This is a genomic window from Pseudomonas sp. 05N431, assembly GCF_056397005.1.
On sequence record NZ_JBFTMN010000024.1, the window covers coordinates 14,976 to 39,275 of the forward strand.

The window sequence follows — 24,300 nt, forward strand, 5'->3', positions numbered from 1 at the left end:
CATGCAGCCGCTGCGGTTTGCCTGGGGTATTCAGCAGTTTGATGGTCATGGGTGTAGGAAAATCCTTCGCTACACTGCGAGCATCTTCCCCGGAACATCAAGGCAACTCCCTATGCAAAATCGCATGATGATCACTGGTGCCGGGTCCGGCCTGGGTCGCGAAATCGCTCTGCGCTGGGCTCGTGAAGGTTGGCAGTTGGCCTTGTCCGATGTCAGCGAGCCGGGCTTGCAAGAAACCCTGAAACAGGTCCGCGAGGTGGGTGGTGACGGTTTCATTCAGCGTTGCGATGTACGCGACTACAGCCAGCTGACCGCCTTCGCACAAGCCTGTGAACAGAAGCTGGGCGGCATCGATGTGATCGTCAATAACGCTGGCGTCGCCTCAGGCGGTTTCTTCAGTGAGCTGTCGCTGGAAGACTGGGATTGGCAGATTGCGATCAACCTGATGGGGGTGGTCAAAGGCTGCAAGGCGTTCTTGCCGCTACTGGAAAAGAGCAAAGGCACGATCATCAACATCGCCTCGATGGCTGCATTGATGCAAGGTCCGGCCATGAGCAACTACAACGTGGCCAAGGCCGGTGTGGTGGCGCTGTCCGAGAGCTTGCTGATTGAACTGGCACAGCAGGAAATCGCTGTGCATGTGGTCTGCCCGTCGTTCTTCCAGACCAACCTGCTGGACTCCTTCCGTGGCCCGACCCCGGCCATGAAAGCCCAGGTCGGCAAGTTGCTGGAAAGCTCGCCGATTACCGCTGCTGATATCGCTGACTATATCTACCAGCATGTTGCCGCCGGTGAGTTCATGATCCTGCCCCATGAGCAGGGCCGTATGGCCTGGGCACTCAAACAGAAGAACCCGCAGTTGCTCTACAACGAGATGACCGTGATGGCCGACAAGATGCGCGCCAAGGCCACCAGCAGAACTTGCGAGTAGCGGGCTGCGTCGTTAGGGTTGCCGCTTCTGGCCGCCCTGACGAGATGTGTGCATGCTCAATTACCTGTGGTTTTTCCTCGCGGCGCTGTTCGAAATCGCCGGCTGTTTCGCTTTCTGGATGTGGTTGCGGCAGGGTAAAAGCGCCTGGTGGGTGGTACCGGCGCTGCTCAGCCTGACGCTGTTCGCCCTTGTGCTGACCAAAGTCGAATCGGCCTACGCCGGCCGCGCTTATGCAGCCTACGGCGGCATCTACATCATTGCGTCCATCGGCTGGCTTGGCGTGGTCGAGCGGATTCGACCGCTGGGCTCGGATTGGCTGGGCGTTGCGTTGTGCGTATTAGGCGCGAGCATCATTCTGTTTGGCCCACGCTTCACTACACCTTGAGTCATTGATGTTGCCGTGAAAGGGAAGTCTGTAAGAGGAGTCGCTTTGCCGTGTAGGGAGGGACTGTTTTGCCGCCGTTGCATTGTAGACCCGGCGTCAGCCGGTCATCTTCAAGGCCCGGTAACCTCAAGGACTAGAGCCATGCTCGTACTCAGCCGCGTTGTGGGCGAATTGATCTCCATTGGCGACAACATCACTGTGCGTATCCTCGCCGTGAACGGAAGCAACGTTCGCTTCGGTGTCGAAGCCCCGCAAAACATCAATGTGCATCGCGCCGAAGTCTACGAGCGCATTCAGGCCAAACGGGTACACGGCAAACGCAGCTGAAGCCCTCGGTCAAATGGCTGCTCAATCAAACAGGTGCTTGGGCACATCGTGCTTGAGCATCAGTTGGCATTGCTGGCTTTCAGGATCGAACACAATCAGCGCCTGACCTTTGCTCAACGCATGGCGGACCCGCAACACGCGGGTTTCCAGCGGGGTTTCGTCACCATTGTCGGTACCGTCACGGGTGACGAAGTCTTCGATCAGGCGGGTCAGGGTGTCGACTTCAAGTTGGTCGTGGGGAATCAGCATAGGCACCTCGGGTCATCAATCCGGCGATCCTACGGCGCTTCACGCCGCAGGACCAGCCTGCTCGCCTTGATCCCATCATCACGAACCGCGAATCAGCTTGCGCAAGGCAAACCGGTTGGGATGGCAGGCCTCGGCAACGCTTCTGGGCAGTGGCAGCGGTTCGTTGTCCAGCCACGCCGCCAACAACTCGCCGGACAGCGGCGCGGTGATCAGTCCGCGTGAGCCGTGCCCGCTGTTGACGTACAACCCGTCGAGCCATGGGCATGCGATGTCCGGCACTTGTCGGGCATCCTTGCTCAGCGCGGTGTAGGCCTGGGCGAACGCCTGGCTGTCAGCCAATGGGCCGACGATTGGCAGGTAGTCGGGGCTGGTGCAGCGGAATGCGGCGCGACCTTGCAGGTGTTCCGGGTCCAGCTGTCTGGCGTGCAGTCGAGTGACCAGATCACTGGAGATTTCCTCGAGCAGCTCCAGGTTGCCGAGGTGTTCGGCAGTCGTCGGGGTCAGGTCGTCGCTCTTGAAGTCGAAGCTGGCGCCCAGGGTGTGTTCACCCAAGCGTGCGGGTGCGACGTAACCTTCAGCGCAAACCACCGTCGCCAGACACTGGCTCTCCGCGGTTTGCGCCAAGCGGGTGATTTGCCCGCGAATGCGTTTGAGCGGCAGCTCGGCACTGTGCGCGAAGCGTTTGATTTCCGCCGCGCCGGCCAGTACCACCACAGGCGCACTGGCAAGCAGGGTTTCGCCGTCCCAGGCTTGCCACTGATCATCGACTTTGCGCAGTTCCAGCACATCGCAGTGCGTCAGCAGTTGGACATTGGGGGGCGATGCTTGCCACTGGCACAAGGCCGGCGGATGAACCCAACCACCTTCTGGATAGAACAGCCCGCCATGGGCCAGTTCGATTCCGGCCTGGGCCTGCGCGTGCGGCAGGTCCAGCGGGTGCAACAGATCGGCGGGGAAGGCCGCCGCCAGTTGCGCCTGACGCTCGGCTTCCTTGGCATTGAATGCCAGTTGCAGCACTCCGCAATCGTCCCAGTCGACGCCGCGCTGCAAGTGTTCAAGCAGGCGCCGGGTGTGCCCGAAACCGCTGATGATCAATTGCGAAAGTGCGGTGCCGTGGGCCGAGAGTTTCAGGTACAGCACGCCTTGCGGGTTACCCGAGGCTTCTTGCGCCAGGTCGGCATGCCGTTCCAGCAGGCTGACCTGCCAACCGCGCGCGGCGAGGCTGGCGGCGCTGGCGCAACCGGCCAGCCCGGCGCCGATCACCAGCGCACGGCGTTCGCCGCTCAGCTGATTCGGGCGAGCAAACCAGGGTTTGGCGGTTGCCGGCGTCGGTGTTTCCTGCGGCCAGCCGACGAACTCTCCCCGCAGGATTTCCCATTTGTGGCCGATGCCCGGTGTGCGGCGCATTTTGAAACCCGCCGCATTGAGCAGGCGGCGGACCCAGCCGGTGCTGGTGAAGGTGCTGATGGTCGAACCGGGCGCCGACAGACGCGCCAGTTCGGCAAACAGTTCGGCGGTCCACATGTCGGGGTTTTTCGACGGAGCGAAACCGTCGAGAAACCACGCGTCGATCTGCGCGTCCAGCTGTGGCAGTTGTTCCAGCACGTCACCGATCAACAGCGTCAGGGTCACGCGGCCATTGTCCAGCACCAGCCGCTGAAAGCCCTGGTGGATGGCGACGTACTGCGCCAACAACTGATCGGCAAATGGTTTGAGGTCAGGCCAGAGTGTCAGGGCCCGGCGCATATCTGCCGGGCTCAGCGGGTATTTCTCGACGCTGATGAAATGCAGCCGTGCGCCAGCCACAGCCTGTTGCTCGAACAGCTGCCAGGCGCAGAGAAAATTCAGTCCGGTGCCGAAACCGGTCTCGCCAATCACCAGCCTTCCACCGGCCGGCAGTTCGGCAAAACGTTCGCTCAGGCGGTTTTGCTCGATGAACACATAACGGGTTTCATCAAGGCCCGACTGGTCGGAGAAATACACGTCGTCAAACACCCGCGAGCGCGGGCGACCTTGGTCGTCCCAGTCGAGCTGGGCATGCGGTACGGGGTTCGGCAGTGTTTCAGGATTCATGGTCGGCTCAGGCGAGGCTAGGTGGCCATTCTAGCCGATCGCGACAAAGCCGATTGATCCATGGCAACCCGAATGGCATTGCACAGACAAGTGCTCAATCAATCCGCTAGTCTTGCTCAATCCGGGAAGGGAGCTGCTCATGTTCGAATCTGCCGAAATCGGTCATGCGATTGATAAAGAAACCTACGAAGCTGAAGTGCCGGCGCTGCGTGAGGCTTTGCTTGAAGCTCAGTTCGACCTCCAGCAGCAGGCGCGATTTCCGGTGATCGTGCTGATCAACGGGATTGAAGGCGCGGGCAAGGGCGAGACGGTCAAGTTGCTCAACGAATGGATGGACCCGCGACTGATCGAAGTGCGCACCTTCGATCAGCAAACCGATGAAGAGCTGGCGCGACCACCGGCCTGGCGCTATTGGCGGATGCTCCCGGCCAAGGGGCGGATGGGGGTGTTTTTCGGCAACTGGTACAGCCAGATGCTGCAAGGACGGGTCCATGGTTTGTTCAAGGATGCGGTGCTCGATCAAGCGATCAACCAGACCGAGCGCCTGGAGAAAATGCTCTGCGATGAAGGCGCATTGATCTTCAAGTTCTGGTTTCACCTGTCCAAGGAACAAATGAAGGCACGCCTCAAGGCCTTGCGGGATGACCCGTTGCACAGTTGGCGCATCAGCCCGCTGGACTGGCAGCAATCGAAAACCTACGACAAGTTCGTGCAGTACGGTGAGCGCGTGATTCGCCGCACCAGCCGTGACTACGCACCCTGGCATGTGATCGAAGGTGTGGATGCCCATTATCGCAGTCTGACCGTGGGCAAGATCCTGCTCGACGGTCTGCAAAACGCCCTCAAGCGGCCCAGGATCAACCCGGACAAAGTCAGCGCTGCGCCGCTGTCGGCCAGTGTCGATCAGTTGAGTCTGCTCGGTAGCCTGGACATGAGCCAGCGGCTGGAGAAGGACGATTACGAGGAGCAACTGATTACCGAGCAGGCACGGTTATCCGGCCTGATGCGTGACAAACGCATGCGTCGACACGCACTGATCGCAGTATTCGAGGGCAATGACGCGGCAGGCAAGGGTGGGGCGATTCGTCGTGTGGCCGCCGCACTCGACCCGCGCCAGTACAGCATCGTGCCGATTGCCGCGCCGACCGAGGACGAGCGCGCCCAACCGTATTTGTGGCGCTTCTGGCGACAGATCCCGGCACGGGGGAAATTCACCATCTTCGACCGTTCCTGGTATGGCCGGGTGCTGGTGGAACGCGTCGAAGGCTTTTGCAGCCAGGCCGACTGGCTGCGCGCCTATGGCGAAATCAACGACTTCGAAGAGCAGATCAGCGCCTCCGGGGTGATTGTTGTGAAGTTCTGGCTGGCCATCGACAAACAGACTCAGCTGGAGCGTTTCCAGGAGCGCGAAACAATTCCCTTCAAGCGCTTCAAGATCACCGAAGACGACTGGCGCAACCGCGAGAAGTGGGACGACTACCGGACGGCTGTCGGCGATATGGTCGACCGCACCAGCACCGAGGTTTCGCCCTGGACCCTGGTGGAGGCCAACGACAAGCGCTGGGCCCGGGTCAAAGTATTGCGCACCCTCAACCGCGCGCTGGAAGACGCCTTCGAGAAATCTGACAAGCGCGAGAAGAAGCTGAAGCAGGACAAGAAGTAACCCGATGGGTTTGCATACGCAGGGTGAATGATTGTCGCGGTCGGCCGGGAGCTGGATTTATGCTCGATCCACTTCCTGAACGACAACAATAATGAGGTATGCCATGCGTGAAGTAGTGATCGTCGATAGCGTGCGAACCGGCCTGGCCAAATCCTTTCGCGGCAAGTTCAACCAGACGCGTCCGGACGACATGGCAGCCCATTGCGTCAACGCGCTGCTGGAGCGCAATAACATCGACCCGGCCAGCGTCGAGGATTGCATCGTTGGCGCCGGCTCCAACGAAGGCGCTCAGGGTTTCAATATCGGTCGCAACGTGGCGGTGCTTTCGCATCTGGGCATCGGCACTGGCGGCATGACCCTCAACCGCTTCTGCTCTTCGGGTTTACAGGCGATTGCCATCGCGGCCAACCAGATTGCTTCGGGTTGCAGCGAGATCATTGTTGCGGGTGGCGTCGAGTCGATCAGCCTGACCATGAAAAGCGTCAACACCGACAACCTGATCAACCCGTTGCTCAAGGAGCAGGTGCCGGGCATCTACTTCCCGATGGGCCAGACTGCAGAAATCGTTGCCCGTCGCTACAACGTCAGCCGCGAAGAGCAGGACCGCTACGCCCTGCAAAGCCAGCTGCGTACCGCTCAGGCGCAGGCTGGCGGATTGTTCAACGATGAAATCGTGCCGATGGCGGTGAAGTACAGGGTCGAGGACAAAAACACCGGCCAGGTGCAGATCCTGGAAGGCATTGTCGATCGCGATGACTGCAATCGCCCGGACACCACTTACGAAAGCCTGGCGGGATTGAAACCGGTGTTTGCCGAAGACGGTTCGGTCACTGCTGGCAACTCCTCGCAACTGTCTGACGGCGCTTCGATGACCCTGGTGATGAGCCTGGAAAAAGCACTACAGCTCGGTCTCAAGCCGAAGGCCTTCTTCCGTGGTTTCACCGTTGCCGGTTGCGCGCCGGACGAAATGGGCATCGGTCCGGTGTTCTCGGTGCCAAAACTGCTCAAGGCCAAGGGCTTGCAGGTGGCGGATATCGACCTGTGGGAGCTCAACGAAGCCTTTGCTTCGCAGTGCCTGTACAGCCGCAATCGCCTGGAAATCGACAATGAAAAATACAACGTCAACGGCGGTTCGATCTCCATCGGCCACCCGTTCGGCATGACCGGCTCGCGTCAGGTCGGTCATCTGGTACGTGAGCTGCAACGGCGCAACTTGCGTTACGGCATCGTGACCATGTGCGTGGGCGGCGGGATGGGCGCTACGGGGTTGTTTGAGGCGGTGCGGTAATAAGCCCGGAATGTGTAGCGCTTGTTAAATCGCCATCGCGAGCAAGCTCGCTCCCACAAGGACCGCACAAAACCTGTGGGAGCGAGCTTGCTCGCGATGAAGGCACCGCAGATATTCAGCTGATACGTTCGCGGCTCAAAAACTTCATCCGCTCGATGTACGCGCGAATCTCCCGCTCGGCCGCTTCATGGTTGCTGAACGGTCCTTCCTGGGTGTTCTCCCGGGTATTGAAATACAAATCACCGTTCACCCGACACAACCGTTCACTGCGAAAGTGCGTGGCAGGGGCAGTGTCGTGGGCGCGCATGCCGTACATGACGGTCTCCATGAGCGGATCCGGGGGGAGGACAAAATCAGCTTATGTCTGAATGACATGGCGCGCCTGGTCAACTGATCAGCGGTCAACCGTCAATTTATCGGTGCGACCGATACAGTCTCATTTACGGCTTGTCGCCAACTGTCCCTGTGTGATGCCTCGAGGGCAGCCTAGAATGGCTTTTCTCGTCGTTAGCTTTTGGGGTTTCCATGCACATTTCGTCCGGTCGCTGGGTTTATGGTCTGTTCCTCGCCCTGCTGACCGCGTTTTTGTGGGGAATCCTGCCGATCAAGCTCAAGCAAGTGCTGCTGGTGATGGACCCGGTCACGGTGACCTGGTTTCGACTGATTGTGTCGGGCAGCTTTCTGTTCCTTTATCTGGCGGCGACCAAGCGTCTGCCGAGCCGACGAGTGCTCGGGCCCAAAGGTGGCTGGCTGGTGCTGATGGCGGTACTTGGGCTGGTGGGCAATTACGTGTTGTACCTGATGGGCCTGAACCTGCTGAGCCCGGGGACCGCGCAACTGGTTGTACAGATGGGGCCGATCCTGTTGCTGATCGCCAGCCTGTTTGTGTTCAAGGAGCGTTTCAGCGTGGGGCAGGGGATTGGCCTGCTGGTGCTGTTGTTGGGCTTCGGTTTGTTTTTCAATCAGCGGCTGAGCGAGTTGCTGACGTCTTTGAGTGATTACACCGCAGGCGTGTTGCTGGTACTGGCAGCGTCGACCGTCTGGACCTTCTATGCGCTGGGCCAGAAACAACTGCTGACGGTGTGGAATTCGTTGCAGGTGATGATGGTGATCTACCTGTTTTGCGCCTTGTTGCTGACGCCGTGGGTGCATCCGCTGGAAGCCTTGCAACTGAGCCCGCTGCAAGGCTGGTTGCTGCTTGGATGCTGCCTGAACACGCTGATCGCTTACGGTGCTTTTGCCGAGGCGCTGGCCCATTGGGAGGCGTCGAGGGTCAGTGCGACGCTCGCTATCACACCGTTGGTGACGTTCGCGGCCGTGGCGCTGGCCGCCTGGTTATGGCCCGATTATGTACAGGCTGAACAGATCAACCGTCTGGCGTACGGCGGTGCGGTGCTGGTGGTGCTGGGGTCGGCACTGGTCGCGTTGGGGCCGTCGCTGATCGCCGGGCTCAAGGCCCGGCGGATGCGGGCAGCGGTCACTCGATAACTGCGTCATCGTTCATCGCGAGCAAGCTCGCTCCCACAGTGGTTTTGCATACACCACAAATCCAATGTGGGAGCGAGCTTGCTCGCGATGACTGACTGCCAGGCGCTAAATAACGTTCAGATTCACCCCTGCTTCCCAGCCTCCAGCATGTTCTCCGGCCGCACCCAGGCATCGAACTGCTCATCCGTCAGATAACCGAGCTGCAACGCCGCCTCGCGCAGGGTCAGTCCTTCGGCATAGGCTTTCTTGGCGATTTCGGCGGACTTGTCGTAGCCGATGTGCGGGTTCAGCGCCGTCACCAGCATCAAGCCGCGTTCCAGGTGAGCGGCCATCTGTTCGGCATCCGGCTCAAGGCCTGCAATGCAATGCTGCTGGAAGTTACTGCAGCCATCGCCGAGCAAGCGGATCGATTGCAGCAGGTTGTGAATGATCACCGGCTTGAACACGTTCAGTTGCAGGTGGCCCTGGCTGGCGGCGAAGCCAATCGCTACGTCGTTGCCCAGCACCTGGCAGGCGAGCATCGACAGCGCTTCGCACTGAGTCGGGTTGACCTTGCCGGGCATGATCGAACTGCCGGGCTCGTTGGCGGGCAGCTTGACCTCGGCGAAACCGGCCCGCGGCCCGGAACCCAGCAAGCGCAGGTCGTTGGCGATTTTCATCAGGGTCACGGCGAGGGTTTTCAACGCGCCAGACAGGGTAGTTAACGGCTCATGCCCGGCCAGCGCGGCAAACTTGTTCGGCGCGGTGATAAACGGCAGGCCGGAAAGAGCCGCGAGCTCGGAGGCAATCGCTTCGCCAAAGCCATGGGGCGAATTGAGACCGGTCCCGACCGCAGTACCGCCCTGAGCCAGCTCGCAGACGGCCGGCAAGGCGCTGCGGATCGCACGTTCGGCGTAATCGAGCTGTGCGATGAACGCCGAAAGCTCCTGGCCGAAGGTGATCGGCGTGGCATCCATCATGTGCGTGCGACCGGTCTTCACCAGTTTCATGTGCCGTGCGGCCTGCTCGGCCAGACCGGCGGAGAGTTCAGCGATGGCCGGCAACAGATGCTGTTGCACGGCCTGCACCGTGGCGATATGCATGGCGGTGGGGAAGCTGTCGTTGGAGCTTTGCGAGCGGTTGACGTGGTCGTTGGGGTGCACCGGGACCTTGCCGCCACGGGGGTTGCCGGCCAGTTCATTGGCGCGGCCGGCGATTACTTCGTTGACGTTCATGTTGCTTTGGGTGCCACTGCCGGTCTGCCAGACCACCAGTGGAAACTGGTCGTCATGCTGGCCGTCGAGCACTTCGTCGGCGGCCTGTTCGATCAGCCGGGCGATGTCGGCCGGCAGATCGCCGTTGCGACTATTGACCCGTGCCGCGGCTTTCTTGATCAGGGCCAGGGCATGCAGTACGGCCAGCGGCATGCGTTCGTTGCCAATGGCAAAGTTAATCAGCGAGCGCTGCGTCTGAGCGCCCCAGTAGGCTTCATCCGGGACTTCCACTGGGCCAAGGCTGTCGGTTTCGATACGGCTCATCGGTTACATTCCTGTAGGTCTGATAGCGAAGTTTAGGTCGTGATTGGCGCTTGGGGTTCCATCAGTCGATTTTTTAACCGTTCGGTCCTGAAAATCAGGCCTGGCAAGGGGGAGGGGTTGAGCGCATGAGTTTTTTAGGCGCAGAATGGCCCCCCTTGGGGTTTTACCTCGCCTGCTAGAAAAGGAAACTCGATGACTCGTCTTCGTGCCATCTGTACCGCGGTTGCTCTGGTCTGTGCCAGCGGCCAGGTTTTCGCCGATACCGCCAGCCACAACGCCAGTGCCGAAGCTTTCCTGACCCTGGCGCATGCTGACAAACTGGGCACACCGGTGTACATGCAAGTGCAGCAAATGTTCGCCCAGCGCTTCGAGCAAACTAAAGCGCCGGAATCGAAAAAAGCCCTGCTGGAAACCTACCAGGCCAAGGCCAACGCGGCTCTGAATGCGGCCATTGGTTGGGACAAGCTGAAGCCGGACATGGTCAAGCTCTACACCACCAACTTCAGTGAATCCGAGCTCAAGGACCTGGTTGCGTTCTACCAGTCGCCACTGGGCAAGAAAGTCCTGGAGAAAATGCCTCAGCTGACTCAGCAATCGGCCCAGATGACTCAAGCCAAACTGGAAAGCGCGGTGCCTGTGGTCAACAAGCTGCTGTCTGACATGACTGCCGAGCTGACGCCGAAAGACGCTGCCGCTCCAGCCAAGAAAAAGCCTTGAGCGGAGCCCCGCAATGACCATGCAACAACGTATTGAATCGGCACTGAGCGCGTTGCAACCTGCGCATCTGGATGTGCTGGACGAAAGTCATATGCACAGCCGTGGGCTGCAAACCCACTTCAAGGCCGTGGTGGTCAGCGAGCAATTTGCCGGGCTCAACAGCGTCAAGCGTCACCAGAAGGTCTACGCCACGCTGGGTGAGCTGATGGGCGAATTCCATGCGTTGGCGCTGCATACCTATACGCCAGAGGAATGGGCAAAGACCGGTGCGGCACCTGCCTCGCCGACCTGTGCTGGCGGCAGCAAGCATTAAGCTTCGGTTTTTTGTTAGAATCCGCAACGCGCCGCTTAGCCGGCGCGTTTTTTTTCGCATCCGGTTCACCCCTTACGCGGGTAGCCACCTGGAGAATCACCCATGACACAACAGATTGTCGTGGCGGCACTGTATAAGTTCGTCACCCTCGAAGATTACGTCGCCCTGCGCGAGCCACTGTTGCAGGCGATGGTCGACAACGGCATCAAAGGCACTTTGCTGATTGCCGAAGAAGGCATCAACGGCACGGTTTCCGGTAGCCGCGAAGGCATCGACGGGCTGATGGCCTGGCTCAAGAACGATCCGCGCATGGACGACATCGACCACAAAGAGTCGTACTGCGACGAGCAGCCGTTCTATCGCACCAAGGTCAAGCTCAAGAAAGAGATCGTCACCCTGGGTGTTGAAGGCGTTGACCCGAACAAGAAGGTCGGCACCTACGTTGATCCGCAGGACTGGAACGCGTTGATCAGCGACCCTGAAGTGCTGCTGATCGATACCCGCAACGACTACGAAGTGTCGATCGGCACCTTCGAAGGCGCGATCGATCCGAAAACCACCAGTTTTCGCGAATTCCCCGACTACATCAAAGCCAACTTCGACCCGGCCAAGCACAAGAAAGTCGCGATGTTCTGCACCGGCGGCATTCGCTGTGAAAAGGCTTCGAGCTACATGCTCGGCCAGGGCTTCGATGAAGTCTTCCACCTCAAGGGTGGAATCCTCAAGTACCTCGAAGAGGTGCCGCAGGAAGAAACCAAATGGCAGGGCGACTGCTTTGTGTTCGATAACCGCGTCACCGTTCGCCACGACTTGAGCGAAGGCGACTACGATCAATGTCATGCCTGTCGTACGCCGGTGAGCGTGGAAGACCGCGCATCCGAGCACTACGTCGCCGGCATCAGCTGCCCGCATTGCTGGGATAAGCTGAGTGAGAAGACCCGTCGCAGTGCGATCGACCGGCAGAAACAGATCGAACTGGCCAAGGCCCGTAATCAGCCGCACCCGATTGGTTACAACTACAAGCAATCCAACACCGAGGCCTGAACCATGTCCGCACGCCTGCTCTATGTAATGGACCCGATGTGCTCCTGGTGCTGGGGCTTTGCTCCGGTGGCCGAGGCCCTGGTCGAGCAGGCGCAGGCCACGGGCGTTGACGTGCATTTGGTTGTCGGCGGTTTGCGCACCGGCAGTGGTGCGGCACTGGAGCCCACCACGCGGCGCTACATTCTCGAACACTGGCAGGCGGTCGCTGAAGCCACCGGCCAGCCGTTCAAGTTCGAAGGCGCGCTGCCCGACGGTTTTGTCTACGACACTGAACCGGCTTGCCGCGCGCTGGTGACGGCGCGCAGTCTGGCACCGGATTGCGCCTGGAAACTGCTGAAGCTTATCCAGCAGGCTTTTTATGCCGAGGGTCGTGACGTTACCCGCGCGAGCGTGTTGGTGGAGTTGGCCGAACAAGCCGGTTTGCCACGTATCGAGTTCGCGGCAGCGTTCGACCGTGCCGATCAGCACGCGGCGACAGCGGCCGACTTCACCTGGGTTCAGGATCTGGGCATCGCCGGTTTCCCGACCATGCTGGCCGAACGCAATGGTCAATTGGCGTTGTTGACCAATGGCTACCAACCGCTCAGCGCACTGTCACCGTTGCTCGGCCGTTGGCTGGAGCGCGCTGCCTGTGTATGAGCAACCCGATGATGCACCACAACCCACGCGGGTCGATCGGCTGAGTTGGGCGGAAATCCGTCGTCTGGCGCTTCAGCATAAAAAATCCTTGTGGATCGCCAACGGCGTCGCCGTATTGGCAACCCTGTGCAGTGTGCCGATCCCTTTACTGCTGCCATTGCTGGTAGACGAAGTGCTGCTGGGGCATGGCGACGCTGCACTGAAAGTCATGAACCACGTGCTGCCCTCCGGTTGGCAACGTGCTGCCGGTTACATTGGCTTGATGTTGCTGGTGACCTTGACCCTGCGTTGCGGTGCATTGATGTTCAACGTCTTGCAGGCGCGTCTGTTTGCAGGTCTGGCCAAGGACATCGTCTATCGTATCCGCATCCGGCTGATCGAGCGGCTCAAGCGTATTTCCCTTGGCGAATACGAAAGCCTGGGCAGCGGCACGGTGACCACGCACCTGGTCACGGACCTGGACACTGTCGACAAATTCGTCGGCGAAACCCTTAGCCGTTTTCTGGTGGCGATGCTCACGCTGGTCGGTACGGCGGGAATTCTGGTGTGGATGCACTGGAAGCTGGCGCTGCTGATCCTGTTGTTCAACCCGCTGGTGATCTACGCCACCGTGCAGTTGGGTAAACGGGTCAAACACCTGAAAAAACTCGAGAACGACAGCACTTCCCGGTTCACCCAGGCGCTGACCGAAACCCTGGATGCGATACAGGAAATCCGCGCTGGCAATCGTCAGGGTTTTTTCCTCGGGCGGCTCGGATTGCGGGCGCAGGAAGTGCGCAACTATGCCGTCAACTCACAGTGGAAAAGCGATGCCTCGAGCCGTGCCAGCGGATTGCTGTTCCAGTTCGGCATCGATATTTTTCGCGCCGCCGCCATGCTCACTGTGTTGTTTTCTGACCTGTCCATCGGACAGATGCTGGCGGTGTTCAGCTACCTCTGGTTCATGATCGGGCCGGTCGAGCAACTGCTGAACCTGCAATATGCCTATTACGCGGCGGGTGGTGCACTGACGCGAATCAACGAGCTGTTATCGCGTGCCGACGAGCCGCAGTACCCAGGTGGCGTCGATCCGTTCAAGGGGCGTGAGACGGTAGGCATCGAGGTCCAGGGCTTGAGTTTCGGCTACGGCGGTGAGCTGGTGCTGGATCAGATGAACCTGTCCATCGCACCCGGCGAAAAAGTCGCAATCGTGGGCGCCAGCGGTGGCGGTAAAAGCACGCTGGTGCAATTGCTGTTGGGGCTCTATACGCCGCAATCGGGCAGCATCCGTTTTGGTGGCGTCACTCAACAGGACATCGGCCTGGAAACCGTGCGCGAGAATGTCGCCGTGGTGTTGCAGCATCCGGCACTGTTCAACGACACCATACGGGCTAACCTCGCCATGGGCCGCGAGCGCAGTGACGAAGCCTGCTGGCAGGCACTGGCAATCGCCCAGCTCGAGGCGACAGTCAAGGCGTTGCCACAAGGCCTGGATAGTGTGGTTGGCCGTTCCGGTGTGCGCTTGTCCGGCGGGCAGCGCCAGCGCCTGGCGATTGCGCGCATGGTGCTGGCCGAACCCAAGGTCGTGGTCCTCGATGAGGCGACTTCGGCGCTGGACGCCGCCACCGAATACAACCTCCATCAGGCGCTCGCGCGGTTTCTCAGCGGTCGCACAACACTGATCATTGCTCACCGGTTGTCGGCGGTAAAACAGGCGGACCGTGTGCTGGTGTTCGATGGCGGGCAAATTGCCGAGGATGGCGACCACCAGCAGCTGATTGCTGAGGGTGGGTTGTATGCCAAGTTGTATGGGCATTTGCAGCAGCATTAGCAATCTTGAGTTTTGCCCGGATTTCTGTACTTATTGATCAGCCATCCTTTTTTGGGAATCGGCCTTGTGGAACCTTTGATTGTTGCGTTGTCCCTAAATCGAGCTTGATCGAAGCCAGATGTCTTCGAAAAATCGAAAATTAGCCTAGTCTGTGCTTCTAGGAGCGGAATTCTCTCGGGTGTTCATCAGGCAGCGCTTGTGCAAGGGACCTCATGAAGCAAAAGCGGACTCTCGGAACGCCACGGTTGTTGGGCATCGTCTGGCCATTTATCGCCGTCGTGTTGTTTCAGGCCTTGTTGGGTGGCGTCAGCCTGTACGTTTTGTCGGCGGTTCGCGGCTACGTTGCCGGAGAAAGCCTGTGGTCCAAGGGCCAGAAAGACGCTATCTATTACCTCAATCTGTACGCTGACAGTCGCGACGAGTCGATTTTCCTCAAGTATCAGACGGCGATTTCAGTGCCCCAGGGCGGGCATGAGCTGCGGGTCGCGCTGGATAATCAACCGCCTGATCTCGAGGCCGCGAAGCGGGGTATCCTCAAGGGTGGTAACCATCCCGATGATGTTTCAAGCCTGATTTGGCTGTACCTGAACTTCCGGCATTTCAGTTACCTGGAAACCGCTATCGATCGCTGGACCGTGGGTGATGCCTACCTGATGCAGCTCGATAACGTCGCCCTTGAAATGCATCAGCGCATTGCCAACGACCAGGCGAGCGACGCCGACATTCAGCGCTGGAAAGCCCGGATATTTGCCATCAACGAAGCGGTGACACCCGCTGCCAAAGCATTCAGTGATGCATTGGGCGAGGGCTCGCGGCTGATTCTGCGGTTGTTGCTGTTCACTAACCTGGCCACGGCGTTGGGGTTGATTGCCCTGGCACTCTTGCGCACTCATAAGCTACTGGCTCAGCGCCACGCGTTTGCCAATGCCTTGCAGCTGGAAAAGGAACGCGCGCAAATCACCTTGCAGTCCATTGGCGATGGCGTGATCACCACCGACGTTGACGGCGCCATTGCTTACATGAACCCGGCAGCCGAGGAGTTGACCCACTGGAAGGCTGAGCAGGCAATCGGGCTGCCGCTGGCAGCCTTGTTCAATCTGCTGGATGAAAATGCCCAGGCGGATGGCTTCACGCTGATCGAGCATATTCTCAGCGGTCAGCTCAGCGGCGGCAGTGAACACTCCAAGCTGATCCAGAGGCTGGATGGCAGCACGGTTTCAGTCACGCTGGTGGGTTCGCCGATTCGCAATGCGGGTAAAGTCAGTGGCACGGTGCTGGTTCTGCATGACATGACCCAAGAGCGGCAGTACATCGCCAATCTTTCCTGGCAGGCCACTCACGACGCGCTAACCGGGCTGGCCAACCGCCGCGAATTCGAATATCGCCTGGAGCAGGCGTTGCACAACCTGACGCGCCAGCCGGCCCGGCATGCCTTGATGTTCCTCGATCTGGATCAATTCAAACTGGTCAACGACACCTGCGGGCATGCGGCGGGTGATGAGTTGCTGCGGCATATCTGCGCGCTGTTGCAGTCGGGTTTGCGCGAAGGTGACACCCTGGCCCGATTGGGTGGTGACGAGTTCGGCATTCTGTTGGAAAACTGCTCGCCGGAAGCCTCGGAAAAAATCGCCGAGGGCCTGCGCCAGACGGTGCAAAACCTGCACTTCGTCTGGAAAGGCCGGCCATTCGTGACCACCGTCAGCGTCGGTCTGGTGCACATCATTCAAGCTCCGGCCACTCTTGAGGCTTCATTGCGTGCTGCCGACATGGCCTGCTACATGGCCAAGGAGAAGGGGCGCAATCGGGTGCAGGTCTATCATGCTGACGACTCCGAGTTGTCCCTGCGCTTTGGCGAGATGGCCTGGGTCCAGCGCCTGCACATGGCGCTCGAGGAGAACCGCTTCTGCCTGTACTCACAGGAAATCGCTGCGCTGGGGCATACGGAACGGGGCGGTGGGCATATCGAAATCCTGCTGCGTCTGCACGACGAAGCCGGGCGGATGATTCTGCCGGACAGCTTTATTCCTGCTGCCGAGCGTTACGGACTGATGACGTCCCTGGATCGTTGGGTGGTCGAGAATGTTTTCAGGATTATTGCGCAGGGCATCGCGCAAGAGCGTAATGGGCCGTTGGCCATGTGTGCGATAAATCTGTCAGGCATTACCATCGGGGATGAGGCTTTTCTGCACTTCCTGCGTGAAAAGTTCATTGCCTATGCCATCCCGCCTGAAATGATTTGTTTTGAAATCACTGAAACCAGCGCGATTTCCAATTTGGGTAGCGCAATCAGATTTATTAATGAACTCAAAGGGTTAGGATGCCATTTTTCGCTGGATGACTTTTGCGCCGGTATGTCCTCATTCGCGTATCTGAAACATTTACCTGTAGACTTCTTGAAGATCGACGGGAGTTTCGTAAAGGATATGCTGGACGACCCGATTAACCGTGCAATGGTCGAAGTGATCAATCACATCGGTCATGTCATGGGTAAGCGCACCATTGCCGAGTTTGTTGAAACGCCCCAGATCGAGCAGGCATTGCTGGAGATCGGGGTGGATTATGCTCAAGGGTATGTTATCGAACGCCCGCAAATGTTTACCTGTGACAGCCTGCATTGTCGGCCCACCAGGCCGCAGCCTCTGTTATTCAAGGCGCCTGGCACGTTCCGTTGAAGTCTCTTGCTGATCCGTACAATCACAATCAAAAGGAGTGCGACAGTGATCGATACATTCAACAGATCCGGCCCGCTTATGGAAGCCGCAAGTTACCCTGCCTGGGCTCAGCAACTGATCCGGGATTGCAGCGAGAGCAAGCGTCGGGTTGTCGAACATGAACTGTATCAGCGGATGCGTGACAACAAACTCAGTGCAAGGACCATGCGTCAGTACCTGATAGGTGGCTGGCCGGTCGTTGAGCAGTTCGCGTTGTATATGGCGCAAAACCTGACGAAGACTCGCTTTGCCCGCCATCCCGGCGAGGACATGGCGCGTCGCTGGTTGATGCGCAACATTCGGGTTGAGCTCAATCATGCCGATTATTGGGTGCACTGGAGTCGCGCACATGGCGTGAGTCTGGAGGATCTGCAGGCACAGCAGGTTGCACCTGAACTTCATGCATTGAGTCATTGGTGCTGGCATACCAGCTCGGCGGATTCGCTGATCGTGGCCATTGCAGCGACCAACTATGCCATTGAAGGGGCGACCGGGGAATGGTCGGCGCTGGTGTGTTCCAGTGGGGTCTACGCGTCAGCGTTCCCTGAGGACGACCGCAAGCGCGCGATGAAGTGGCTGAAAATGCATGCTCAATACGATGATGCCCATCCGTGGGAAGCCCTGGAAATCATCTGCACGCTGGCGGGCCTGAACCCCACCAGATCCTTGCAAGCCGAACTGCGTCAGGCGATCTGCAAGAGCTACGACTACATGTACCTGTTCCTGGAACGTTGCATGCAACTGGAACACTCGGAAAGGGTTCCGGTCGCCCGTGAACGGATGGCGCTGGTCGAAAGCTGATCCGAAGGCAACACAAAACCATTGTGGGAGCGAGCTTGCTCGCGATGCAGGCAACCCGGTTTAACAGGACAGCCGAGTTATCGTTCATCGCGAGCAAGCTCGCTCCCACATTTTGTTAGTGTTGTTGCTGGCTATTTAGCCCGCCATCGCCAACCGGTTACGCCCCTCGCGTTTGGCCACATACAGCGCACTGTCGGCGCGTCGCAACAAGCTGTCTGCGGACTCGCCCGGTAGCAGCGTCGAGCAGCCGAGGCTGACGGTTAAACCAATCAGTGTCCCATCCGCCGAATACTCCCCGGCTTGCGCGGCATAGCGCAGGCGTTCGCCTACCATCGCTGCGGCTTCGCGGCTGGTGTTGGACAGCAGAATCAGAAACTCTTCTCCGCCAAAGCGAAAGACCATGTCGACGTTGCGCAACTGATCTTTGATCGAGGTTGCGACAGCCTTCAGCACGTCATCGCCGGCACTGTGACCGTAGTTGTCATTGATCTGTTTGAAGTGATCGATATCGAGCATCAACAACGACAGCGGCTGCATGTGCCGCCGGGCCATGTCGATCTCCCGTTGCAGGGTCTGATCCATGGCAATTCGGTTGCCGGTACCTGTCAGTGGGTCGCGCAGTGCACTTTGGGTGGCCGCTCGATAGAGCAGGGCGTTACGCATCGGGAAGAGCAAGGTGGAAAGCAGGGATTCAAGGTTGCCCTGATCTTTTTCACTGAAGCGCTGATTGCGACGGAACACCAGATCGCCCAGGTGTGTGCCTTCGTGGCTCAGGCTATAGCTCACCGAGTGATGCCCGCGCTGACCGAATTCCAGGCGCAGATCGCTGGTCTTGTGCTGATAGTTCAAGGCGTCCAGTGGCACAAGGCGCTGAACTTCGCGGAAAAACAGTCCCAGAATGCGCTGCGGCTCAAGGCTGGTTTGCAGTTGCAGGCCCATTTGCTGGCGCAATTGACCGAGGCTGGCAGGACGCTCCAGAAGGGGTGGCAACTGGCCAAAGCCCAGTCGCTGCATTTTGGCGCTATCGAAGTCAATTGCGTTGGTCTGGGTTGGAGATTTCATATGGCGTGAGCCCCTAAGCAGGAATGCTGTCTTACAGGCTGGGTGAGAGCGGCTTTGGGCTGCGCGTCATACTGGTCCATCAGTCCCGTAGGACATGTGGCCAGATTTTAGTCCGCTTTGTCGAGCAAAAGTAAGCTCGGCATGGCGCTGCCCGATCGCTAACACGCTGCGTGTTTCAACAGGGTTAGAGCGAAAGTCATGCCATTCGGTTCAAATGAATAAAACTCGTTTTAAATCAGATTGTTGGCTTGTGTATCGGTTTCTGTTAGCCGATTCGGCGGCATTTGTTTGACTTCAAGCAGGCGCTTGAAGGGGGGGGCGGCGCGTGCCGCGACAGTATGCCGTCGCGGCAGCGAGGGCTTACTGAGCGTTGAACGCCTGACCGTTGATGCCGGTGCTGTCCGGCCCCATCAGGTACAGGTAAACCGGCATGATCTCTTCGGGCGTAGGATTGTTGGCCGGATTTTCGCCCGGGTACGCTTGAGCGCGCATGCTGGTGCGGGTAGCGCCTGGGTTGATGCTGTTGGAGCGAACCGGCGCGACGTTGTCGACTTCGTCAGCCAGGGTTTGCATCAGGCCTTCGGTGGCGAACTTCGACACACCATAAGCGCCCCAGTACGCGCGACCTTTGCGGCCGACGCTGCTGGAGGTGAAGATCACCGAGGCGTCCTGAGACAGCTTGAGCAGTGGCAGCAGGGTGCTGGTCAGCATGAACATGGCGTTGACGTTGACGTGCATTACGCGCATGAAGTTTTCGCCGGAGAGTTGCTCCAGTGGTGTGCGCGGGCCAATGATCGAGGCGTTGTGCAGCAAGCCATCAAGGTGGCCGAATTCGGTTTCGATCATGGCCGCCAGTTCGTCGTACTGGTGCGGCAGGGCGGTTTCCAGGTTGAATGGAATCACTGCAGGCTGTGGATAACCGGCCGCTTCGATTTCGTCGTAAACCTGAGTCAGATTGGCCTCGGTCTTGCCCAGCAGCAGTACGGTAGCGCCGTGAGCGGCATAGGTTTTTGCCGCGGCAGCACCGATACCACGACCGGCGCCGGTGACCAGGATGACCCGATCTTTGAGCAGTTCAGGGCGGGCGGAATAATCAAACATAAAAAACCTCTACACAATTCAACAAACAATGCCGGCCGCCACAGCAGCCTCCAGGGAGGCTGCTCAGCAGCTGCACAATGCGCCATCCAGAACCTTGCGCAACTCCGAAGGGTGGTCCACCACCACGTCGGCCCCCCAGTTACGTGGATTGTCATCGGGGTGAATGTAGCCGAAGGTCACCGCGGCGGTTCGGGTGCCGGCATCGCGACCCGACTCGATATCGCGCAGGTCATCGCCTACAAACAGCACGCTGGCCGGGTCCAGGTCGAGCATTTTGCACGCGAGGATCAACGGCTCCGGGTCCGGCTTGCTGTTGGTCACGTGGTCTGGACAAATCAGCAGCGCCGAGCGTTCGGCCAGTCCCAGTTGTTGCATGATCGGCTCGGCGAAGCGCAGCGGTTTGTTGGTCACCACACCCCAGATCAGATTGGATTTCTCGATGTCGGCCAACAGCTCCGCCATGCCATCGAAGAGTTTGCTGTGGACCGCGCAACCCTTGAGATAGCGCTCCAGGAACTCCAGTCGCAACGCCTCGAAGCCCGGCGATTCCGGGTCCATCGAGAAGGTTACCGCCACCATGGCTTTCGCCCCGCCGGAGATCTCGTCGCGGATGTGTTTGTCCGGCATGGGTGGCAAGCCGCGATCGGCGCGCATGCTCTGGCAGATCGCGATGAAGTCCGGCGCGGTGTCGAGCAGGGTGCCGTCCATGTCAAAAAGAACTGCTCTGATGGCCATCGACTTATTCCTCGCGCAGGGTCTGAATCATGTAGTTGACGTCAACGTCGGAGGCCAGCTTGTAGTGCTTGGTCAGCGGGTTGTACGTCAGACCGATGATGTCCTTGACGCTCAGGCCGGCCTGGCGGCTCCAGGCACCCAGTTCGGAAGGGCGGATGAATTTCTTGAAGTCATGCGTGCCGCGCGGCAGCAGCTTCATGATGTATTCGGCGCCGACGATGGCGAACAGGTAAGCCTTCGGGTTGCGGTTGATGGTCGAGAAGAACACTTGGCCACCCGGTTTTACCATACGGAAGCAGGCACGAATGACCGACGATGGGTCGGGCACGTGCTCGAGCATTTCCAGGCAGGTGACCACGTCGAATTGCTCGGGCATTTCTTCCGCCAGGGCTTCGGCGGTGATCTGCCGGTACTCGACGCTGACGCCGGATTCCAGTTGATGCAGTTGTGCGACCGCCAACGGCGCTTCGCCCATGTCGATGCCCATCACAGTGGCGCCGCGTTGTGCCATGGATTCGCTGAGGATGCCGCCACCGCAACCGACGTCCAGCACCTTCTTGCCGGCCAGTTTGACGCGTTCGTCAATCCAGTTGACCCGTAGCGGGTTGATGTCGTGCAGCGGCTTGAACTCGCTTTCGCGGTCCCACCAGCGATGAGCCAGGGCTTCGAATTTGGCGATTTCAGCGTGGTCGACGTTGCTCATGGGTAGTCCTCTAAATCTGAAAAATTCTGCTGTCAGCCTTGAAGTTCGGTTCAAGGGTTCGTTCTATTCGGTGTGTCCGCTGATGCGCTGGCCCCAAGCGGTAGCCGTGGCGCATAGCTGTTGTTCATCAAGGCGCGTCAGGCGCCGGTCGTCGAGCAATTGCTTGCCGGCAACCCAAAGGTGTTTCACACAGTCCCGGCCGGTGGCATAGATCAGCTGCGAAACCGGGTCATAAACCGGCTGCTGGGCCAGGCCGGACAGGTCGAAGGCCACCAGGTCCGCGGCCTTGCCGACTTCCAGCGAGCCCACTTCGGCTTCCAGCCCCAGCGCACGGGCACCGTTGAGGGTCGCCATGCGCAAGGCGCGATGAGCGTCCAGTGCCGTGGCCGAGCCGGCAACAGCCTTGGCCAGCAGGGCGGCGGTGCGGGTTTCACCCAACAGGTCGAGGTCATTATTGCTGGCTGAGCCATCGGTGCCGACTGCGACATTGACTCCAGCCTGCCACAAGCGCTCCACCGGGCAAAAGCCGCTGGCCAGTTTCAGGTTCGATTCCGGGCAATGAATCACGCTGGTATTGCTTTCTACCAGTAACGCCAGGTCTTCATCGCTGATTTGCGTCATGTGAACGGCCTGGAAGCGCGGTCCGAGCAAGCCCAGGCGACCGAGGCGGGCCAATGGCCGCTCGCCGCGCTGTTCGACCGACTGCTGGACTTCGAAGGCTGTTTCATGGACGTGCATGTGAATCGCTGCGTCCAGTTCCTCGGCGATTACTCGGATTTTTTCGAGGTTTTCGTCGCCGACGGTGTAGGGTGCATGAGGGCCGAAGGTGATTTTGATGCGCGGGTGATGCTTGAGGTCGCTGAACAGCTCGACGCCCTGGCGGATGGCTTCATCTGCATCGCTGGCGCCAGGAGTCGGGAAATCGAGGATCGGGATGGCGATTTGCGCGCGAATACCGCTGTTGTGCACGCGTTCGCTGGCAACTTTCGGGTAAAAATACATGTCCGAGAAGCAGGTGATGCCACCTTTGATCTGCTCGGCAATGGCCAGGTCGGTGCCGTCGCGAACGAAGGCCTCATCGACCCATTTGGCCTCGGCTGGCCAGATGTGCTGTTCGAGCCAGGTCATCAGCGGCAAATCATCGGCCAGGCCACGAAAGAGTGTCATCGCTGCATGTCCGTGGGCGTTGATCAGCCCGGGGCTGAGCAGCATGCCCGGCAGTTCGCGGACCTCGTTGGCCTTGAGCTTCAAGGCTTCGCTGCACGGGCCGATAAAGGCAATGCGCCCGTCGCGGATGCCCAGGCCATGCTCCTTGAGGACTACGCCAGCGGGTTCGACAGGTACTAACCAGGTCGGCAGCAAGAGTAAGTCGAGCGCAGCGGCAGGATTCGGCATCGAGGGTTCGGTCCAGTGCTTTTATAAAGGATGGCGAAGTATACCCGAGCGTCTTCGCGGGGGGATCGCTATAATCGGCGGCTTTTGTTCATGAGTGCGGGGTGAGGGATGCGCGATCGACTGTTGGCTGCGGAGAAGGTGAAGGCCATCGATTGGCGGGACGGCGCCCTGTACCTGCTGGATCAGCGCATTCTGCCATTCGAAGAAACCTGGATTGCCTATACCAGTGCAGCGGGTGTGGCTGAGGCTATTCGCTCGATGGTGGTGCGTGGTGCGCCGGCAATCGGTATCAGCGCCGCCTATGGCGTGGTGCTGGCGGCGCGTGCGCGGTTTGCTGCGGGTGGCGACTGGCAGGCGGCGCTGGAAGAGGATTTTGCCCTGCTCGCGGATTCACGGCCGACCGCCGTCAACCTGTTCTGGGCGCTGGGTCGCATGCGCGAACGACTGGAGCGGCTCAAAGATCACCCCAATCTATTGGAAGTGCTTGAGGCCGAGGCCTTGGCAATCCATGAAAGTGATCGCGAAGCCAACCTGACCATGGCGCAATTGGGGGTCGACCTGATTCGCAAGCATCAGGGCAATGCCCAGGCTGTTTTGACCCACTGTAATACGGGGGCGTTGGCGACTGGCGGTTTCGGTACTGCGCTCGGAGTGATTCGTGGCGCGTTCCTGGAGGGCATGATCGAGCGGGTTTACGCCGACGAAACCCGGCCTTGGCTGCAAGGCTCGCGCTTGACCGCCTGGGAACTGGCCAACGAAGGCATTCCGGTGACCCTGAATGCCGACTCGGCCGCAGCGCACATCATGAAGACCAAGGGCGTGACCTGGGTGATCGTCGGCGCTGACCGAATTACCGCCAACGGTGACGTGGCGAACAAGATCGGCACTTACCAGTTGGCGGTCAACGCCATGCACCACGGCGTGCGCTTCATGGTGGTGGCGCCGAGTTCGACCATCGACATGAATCTGGCCAGCGGCGACGACATCCCGATCGAAGAGCGTGATGGCAGCGAGTTGCTGGACGTCGGCGGCAAGCGGGTGGGGGCCGATGTTGATGCCTTTAATCCGGTGTTCGACGTTACGCCGGCGGACCTGATCGACGTCATCGTCACCGAAAAAGGCATCGTCGAGCGGCCGGATACCGCGAAGATGGCGCAACTCATGTGCCGCAAGCGGTTGCATTGACGATCTCGGGCGTCTGATATATCCCCATCGCGAGCAAGCTCGCTCCCACACTCGACCGTATCTAACTGAAGAACACGGACAAATGTGGGAGCGAGCTTGCTCGCGATGGGGCCTCAAGGCCAACAAATCAGCCTGAGTCGGACCTGTGATTTGCCTCAGAGCC

At 59.4% G+C, this 24,300-nt stretch carries 23 protein-coding genes; 14 read left to right on the forward strand and 9 right to left on the reverse strand.

The window, feature by feature from the left end:
* The first annotated feature begins 112 nt into the window (after positions 1–112).
* From AC1DIG_RS26785 to csrA, 3 genes are all read left to right on the forward strand, one after another.
* A complete protein-coding gene (locus AC1DIG_RS26785; RefSeq protein WP_477769713.1) occupies positions 113–931 on the forward strand; it encodes an SDR family oxidoreductase in 819 nt (272 codons plus the stop codon).
* A gap of 52 nt (positions 932–983) precedes the next feature.
* On the forward strand, positions 984–1,316 hold the full coding sequence (locus tag AC1DIG_RS26790; RefSeq protein WP_477769714.1) for a YnfA family protein: 333 nt from the start codon (positions 984–986) through the stop codon (positions 1,314–1,316).
* Between the two features lie 141 nt (positions 1,317–1,457).
* Positions 1,458–1,643, forward strand: coding sequence for a carbon storage regulator CsrA (gene csrA / locus AC1DIG_RS26795; RefSeq protein WP_477769715.1), 186 nt, complete (start codon positions 1,458–1,460; stop codon positions 1,641–1,643).
* Between the two features lie 21 nt (positions 1,644–1,664).
* Here csrA and AC1DIG_RS26800 read toward each other — a convergent pair whose 3' ends face one another.
* Complete coding sequence (locus AC1DIG_RS26800) at positions 1,665–1,892, reverse strand: YheU family protein (RefSeq protein WP_019693006.1); 228 nt, start codon at positions 1,890–1,892, stop codon at positions 1,665–1,667.
* Between the two features lie 78 nt (positions 1,893–1,970).
* Positions 1,971–3,965, reverse strand: coding sequence for a bifunctional tRNA (5-methylaminomethyl-2-thiouridine)(34)-methyltransferase MnmC2/FAD-dependent 5-carboxymethylaminomethyl-2-thiouridine(34) oxidoreductase MnmC1 (mnmC, locus tag AC1DIG_RS26805; RefSeq protein ID WP_477769716.1), 1,995 nt, complete (start codon positions 3,963–3,965; stop codon positions 1,971–1,973).
* A 139-nt stretch (positions 3,966–4,104) separates the two neighbouring features.
* On the opposite strand from mnmC, the gene pap reads away from it, so the two are divergent.
* Both pap and AC1DIG_RS26815 read left to right on the forward strand, forming a co-directional pair.
* Positions 4,105–5,628, forward strand: coding sequence for a polyphosphate:AMP phosphotransferase (gene pap / locus AC1DIG_RS26810; RefSeq protein ID WP_477769717.1), 1,524 nt, complete (start codon positions 4,105–4,107; stop codon positions 5,626–5,628).
* Between the two features lie 103 nt (positions 5,629–5,731).
* A complete protein-coding gene (locus AC1DIG_RS26815; RefSeq protein WP_477769718.1) occupies positions 5,732–6,916 on the forward strand; it encodes a thiolase family protein in 1,185 nt (394 codons plus the stop codon).
* A 115-nt stretch (positions 6,917–7,031) separates the two neighbouring features.
* Here AC1DIG_RS26815 and AC1DIG_RS26820 read toward each other — a convergent pair whose 3' ends face one another.
* Entirely contained in the window at positions 7,032–7,232 is a 201-nt protein-coding gene (locus AC1DIG_RS26820) for a DUF6316 family protein (protein ID WP_477769751.1), read from the reverse strand.
* 209 nt (positions 7,233–7,441) lie between these two features.
* Here AC1DIG_RS26820 and AC1DIG_RS26825 point away from each other — a divergent pair, with 209 nt between their 5' ends.
* Positions 7,442–8,404, forward strand: coding sequence for a DMT family transporter (locus AC1DIG_RS26825; RefSeq protein WP_477769719.1), 963 nt, complete (start codon positions 7,442–7,444; stop codon positions 8,402–8,404).
* 122 nt (positions 8,405–8,526) lie between these two features.
* On the opposite strand, the gene AC1DIG_RS26830 is transcribed toward AC1DIG_RS26825, so the two are convergent.
* Positions 8,527–9,921: a class II fumarate hydratase gene (locus AC1DIG_RS26830; protein WP_477769720.1), complete on the reverse strand. Its 1,395-nt coding sequence runs from the start codon at positions 9,919–9,921 to the stop codon at positions 8,527–8,529.
* Between the two features lie 192 nt (positions 9,922–10,113).
* Here AC1DIG_RS26830 and AC1DIG_RS26835 point away from each other — a divergent pair, with 192 nt between their 5' ends.
* The 7 genes from AC1DIG_RS26835 (at position 10,114) to AC1DIG_RS26865 (ending at position 17,956) form a co-directional block, all read left to right on the forward strand.
* Complete coding sequence (locus AC1DIG_RS26835; protein WP_477769721.1) at positions 10,114–10,638, forward strand: DUF2059 domain-containing protein; 525 nt, start codon at positions 10,114–10,116, stop codon at positions 10,636–10,638.
* Between the two features lie 13 nt (positions 10,639–10,651).
* On the forward strand, positions 10,652–10,951 hold the full coding sequence (locus AC1DIG_RS26840) for a BolA family protein (protein WP_477769722.1): 300 nt from the start codon (positions 10,652–10,654) through the stop codon (positions 10,949–10,951).
* A gap of 102 nt (positions 10,952–11,053) precedes the next feature.
* Positions 11,054–11,995: an oxygen-dependent tRNA uridine(34) hydroxylase TrhO gene (trhO, locus tag AC1DIG_RS26845; RefSeq protein WP_427541450.1), complete on the forward strand. Its 942-nt coding sequence runs from the start codon at positions 11,054–11,056 to the stop codon at positions 11,993–11,995.
* Positions 11,996–12,031: 36 nt separating this feature from the next.
* A complete protein-coding gene (locus AC1DIG_RS26850; protein WP_477769752.1) occupies positions 12,032–12,634 on the forward strand; it encodes a DsbA family protein in 603 nt (200 codons plus the stop codon).
* A complete protein-coding gene (locus AC1DIG_RS26855) occupies positions 12,627–14,444 on the forward strand; it encodes an ABC transporter ATP-binding protein (protein WP_477769723.1) in 1,818 nt (605 codons plus the stop codon). Before AC1DIG_RS26850 ends, AC1DIG_RS26855 begins: the two co-directional genes overlap by 8 nt.
* Positions 14,445–14,656: 212 nt before the next feature.
* On the forward strand, positions 14,657–17,116 hold the full coding sequence (locus AC1DIG_RS26860) for an EAL domain-containing protein (protein ID WP_477769724.1): 2,460 nt from the start codon (positions 14,657–14,659) through the stop codon (positions 17,114–17,116).
* Positions 17,117–17,194: 78 nt separating this feature from the next.
* Positions 17,195–17,956, forward strand: coding sequence for a TenA family transcriptional regulator (locus AC1DIG_RS26865; protein ID WP_477769753.1), 762 nt, complete (start codon positions 17,195–17,197; stop codon positions 17,954–17,956).
* Between the two features lie 135 nt (positions 17,957–18,091).
* Here the strand turns inward: AC1DIG_RS26865 and AC1DIG_RS26870 are convergent, their stop codons facing one another.
* The 5 genes from AC1DIG_RS26870 to AC1DIG_RS26890 form a co-directional block, all read right to left on the reverse strand.
* Entirely contained in the window at positions 18,092–19,018 is a 927-nt protein-coding gene (locus AC1DIG_RS26870) for a GGDEF domain-containing protein (protein ID WP_477769725.1), read from the reverse strand.
* A 360-nt stretch (positions 19,019–19,378) separates the two neighbouring features.
* Positions 19,379–20,119 (reverse strand): YciK family oxidoreductase, encoded by a 741-nt coding sequence (locus AC1DIG_RS26875; RefSeq protein ID WP_054593469.1) that lies wholly within the window; start codon positions 20,117–20,119, stop codon positions 19,379–19,381.
* A 63-nt stretch (positions 20,120–20,182) separates the two neighbouring features.
* A complete protein-coding gene (mupP, locus tag AC1DIG_RS26880; protein WP_477769726.1) occupies positions 20,183–20,854 on the reverse strand; it encodes an N-acetylmuramic acid 6-phosphate phosphatase MupP in 672 nt (223 codons plus the stop codon).
* 4 nt (positions 20,855–20,858) lie between these two features.
* Positions 20,859–21,557: a bifunctional 2-polyprenyl-6-hydroxyphenol methylase/3-demethylubiquinol 3-O-methyltransferase UbiG gene (gene ubiG / locus AC1DIG_RS26885; protein WP_123426949.1), complete on the reverse strand. Its 699-nt coding sequence runs from the start codon at positions 21,555–21,557 to the stop codon at positions 20,859–20,861.
* 63 nt (positions 21,558–21,620) lie between these two features.
* A complete protein-coding gene (locus tag AC1DIG_RS26890; protein WP_477769727.1) occupies positions 21,621–22,952 on the reverse strand; it encodes a TRZ/ATZ family hydrolase in 1,332 nt (443 codons plus the stop codon).
* Between the two features lie 108 nt (positions 22,953–23,060).
* Between AC1DIG_RS26890 and mtnA the strand changes: the two genes are divergently transcribed.
* Positions 23,061–24,137, forward strand: coding sequence for an S-methyl-5-thioribose-1-phosphate isomerase (mtnA, locus tag AC1DIG_RS26895; RefSeq protein ID WP_477769728.1), 1,077 nt, complete (start codon positions 23,061–23,063; stop codon positions 24,135–24,137).
* Positions 24,138–24,300 lie beyond the last annotated feature (163 nt).

Coding starts and splice junctions, on each gene's coding strand:
- AC1DIG_RS26785 (WP_477769713.1), top strand. CDS start 113: ATGCAAAATCGCATGATGATCACTGGTGCCGGGTCCGGCCTGGGTCGC.
- AC1DIG_RS26790 (WP_477769714.1), top strand. CDS start 984: ATGCTCAATTACCTGTGGTTTTTCCTCGCGGCGCTGTTCGAAATCGCC.
- csrA (WP_477769715.1), top strand. CDS start 1,458: ATGCTCGTACTCAGCCGCGTTGTGGGCGAATTGATCTCCATTGGCGAC.
- AC1DIG_RS26800 (WP_019693006.1), bottom strand. CDS start 1,892: ATGCTGATTCCCCACGACCAACTTGAAGTCGACACCCTGACCCGCCTG.
- mnmC (WP_477769716.1), bottom strand. CDS start 3,965: ATGAATCCTGAAACACTGCCGAACCCCGTACCGCATGCCCAGCTCGAC.
- pap (WP_477769717.1), top strand. CDS start 4,105: ATGTTCGAATCTGCCGAAATCGGTCATGCGATTGATAAAGAAACCTAC.
- AC1DIG_RS26815 (WP_477769718.1), top strand. CDS start 5,732: ATGCGTGAAGTAGTGATCGTCGATAGCGTGCGAACCGGCCTGGCCAAA.
- AC1DIG_RS26820 (WP_477769751.1), bottom strand. CDS start 7,232: ATGTACGGCATGCGCGCCCACGACACTGCCCCTGCCACGCACTTTCGC.
- AC1DIG_RS26825 (WP_477769719.1), top strand. CDS start 7,442: ATGCACATTTCGTCCGGTCGCTGGGTTTATGGTCTGTTCCTCGCCCTG.
- AC1DIG_RS26830 (WP_477769720.1), bottom strand. CDS start 9,921: ATGAGCCGTATCGAAACCGACAGCCTTGGCCCAGTGGAAGTCCCGGAT.
- AC1DIG_RS26835 (WP_477769721.1), top strand. CDS start 10,114: ATGACTCGTCTTCGTGCCATCTGTACCGCGGTTGCTCTGGTCTGTGCC.
- AC1DIG_RS26840 (WP_477769722.1), top strand. CDS start 10,652: ATGACCATGCAACAACGTATTGAATCGGCACTGAGCGCGTTGCAACCT.
- trhO (WP_427541450.1), top strand. CDS start 11,054: ATGACACAACAGATTGTCGTGGCGGCACTGTATAAGTTCGTCACCCTC.
- AC1DIG_RS26850 (WP_477769752.1), top strand. CDS start 12,032: ATGTGCTCCTGGTGCTGGGGCTTTGCTCCGGTGGCCGAGGCCCTGGTC.
- AC1DIG_RS26860 (WP_477769724.1), top strand. CDS start 14,657: ATGAAGCAAAAGCGGACTCTCGGAACGCCACGGTTGTTGGGCATCGTC.
- AC1DIG_RS26865 (WP_477769753.1), top strand. CDS start 17,195: ATGGAAGCCGCAAGTTACCCTGCCTGGGCTCAGCAACTGATCCGGGAT.
- AC1DIG_RS26870 (WP_477769725.1), bottom strand. CDS start 19,018: ATGAAATCTCCAACCCAGACCAACGCAATTGACTTCGATAGCGCCAAA.
- AC1DIG_RS26875 (WP_054593469.1), bottom strand. CDS start 20,119: ATGTTTGATTATTCCGCCCGCCCTGAACTGCTCAAAGATCGGGTCATC.
- mupP (WP_477769726.1), bottom strand. CDS start 20,854: ATGGCCATCAGAGCAGTTCTTTTTGACATGGACGGCACCCTGCTCGAC.
- ubiG (WP_123426949.1), bottom strand. CDS start 21,557: ATGAGCAACGTCGACCACGCTGAAATCGCCAAATTCGAAGCCCTGGCT.
- AC1DIG_RS26890 (WP_477769727.1), bottom strand. CDS start 22,952: ATGCCGAATCCTGCCGCTGCGCTCGACTTACTCTTGCTGCCGACCTGG.
- mtnA (WP_477769728.1), top strand. CDS start 23,061: ATGCGCGATCGACTGTTGGCTGCGGAGAAGGTGAAGGCCATCGATTGG.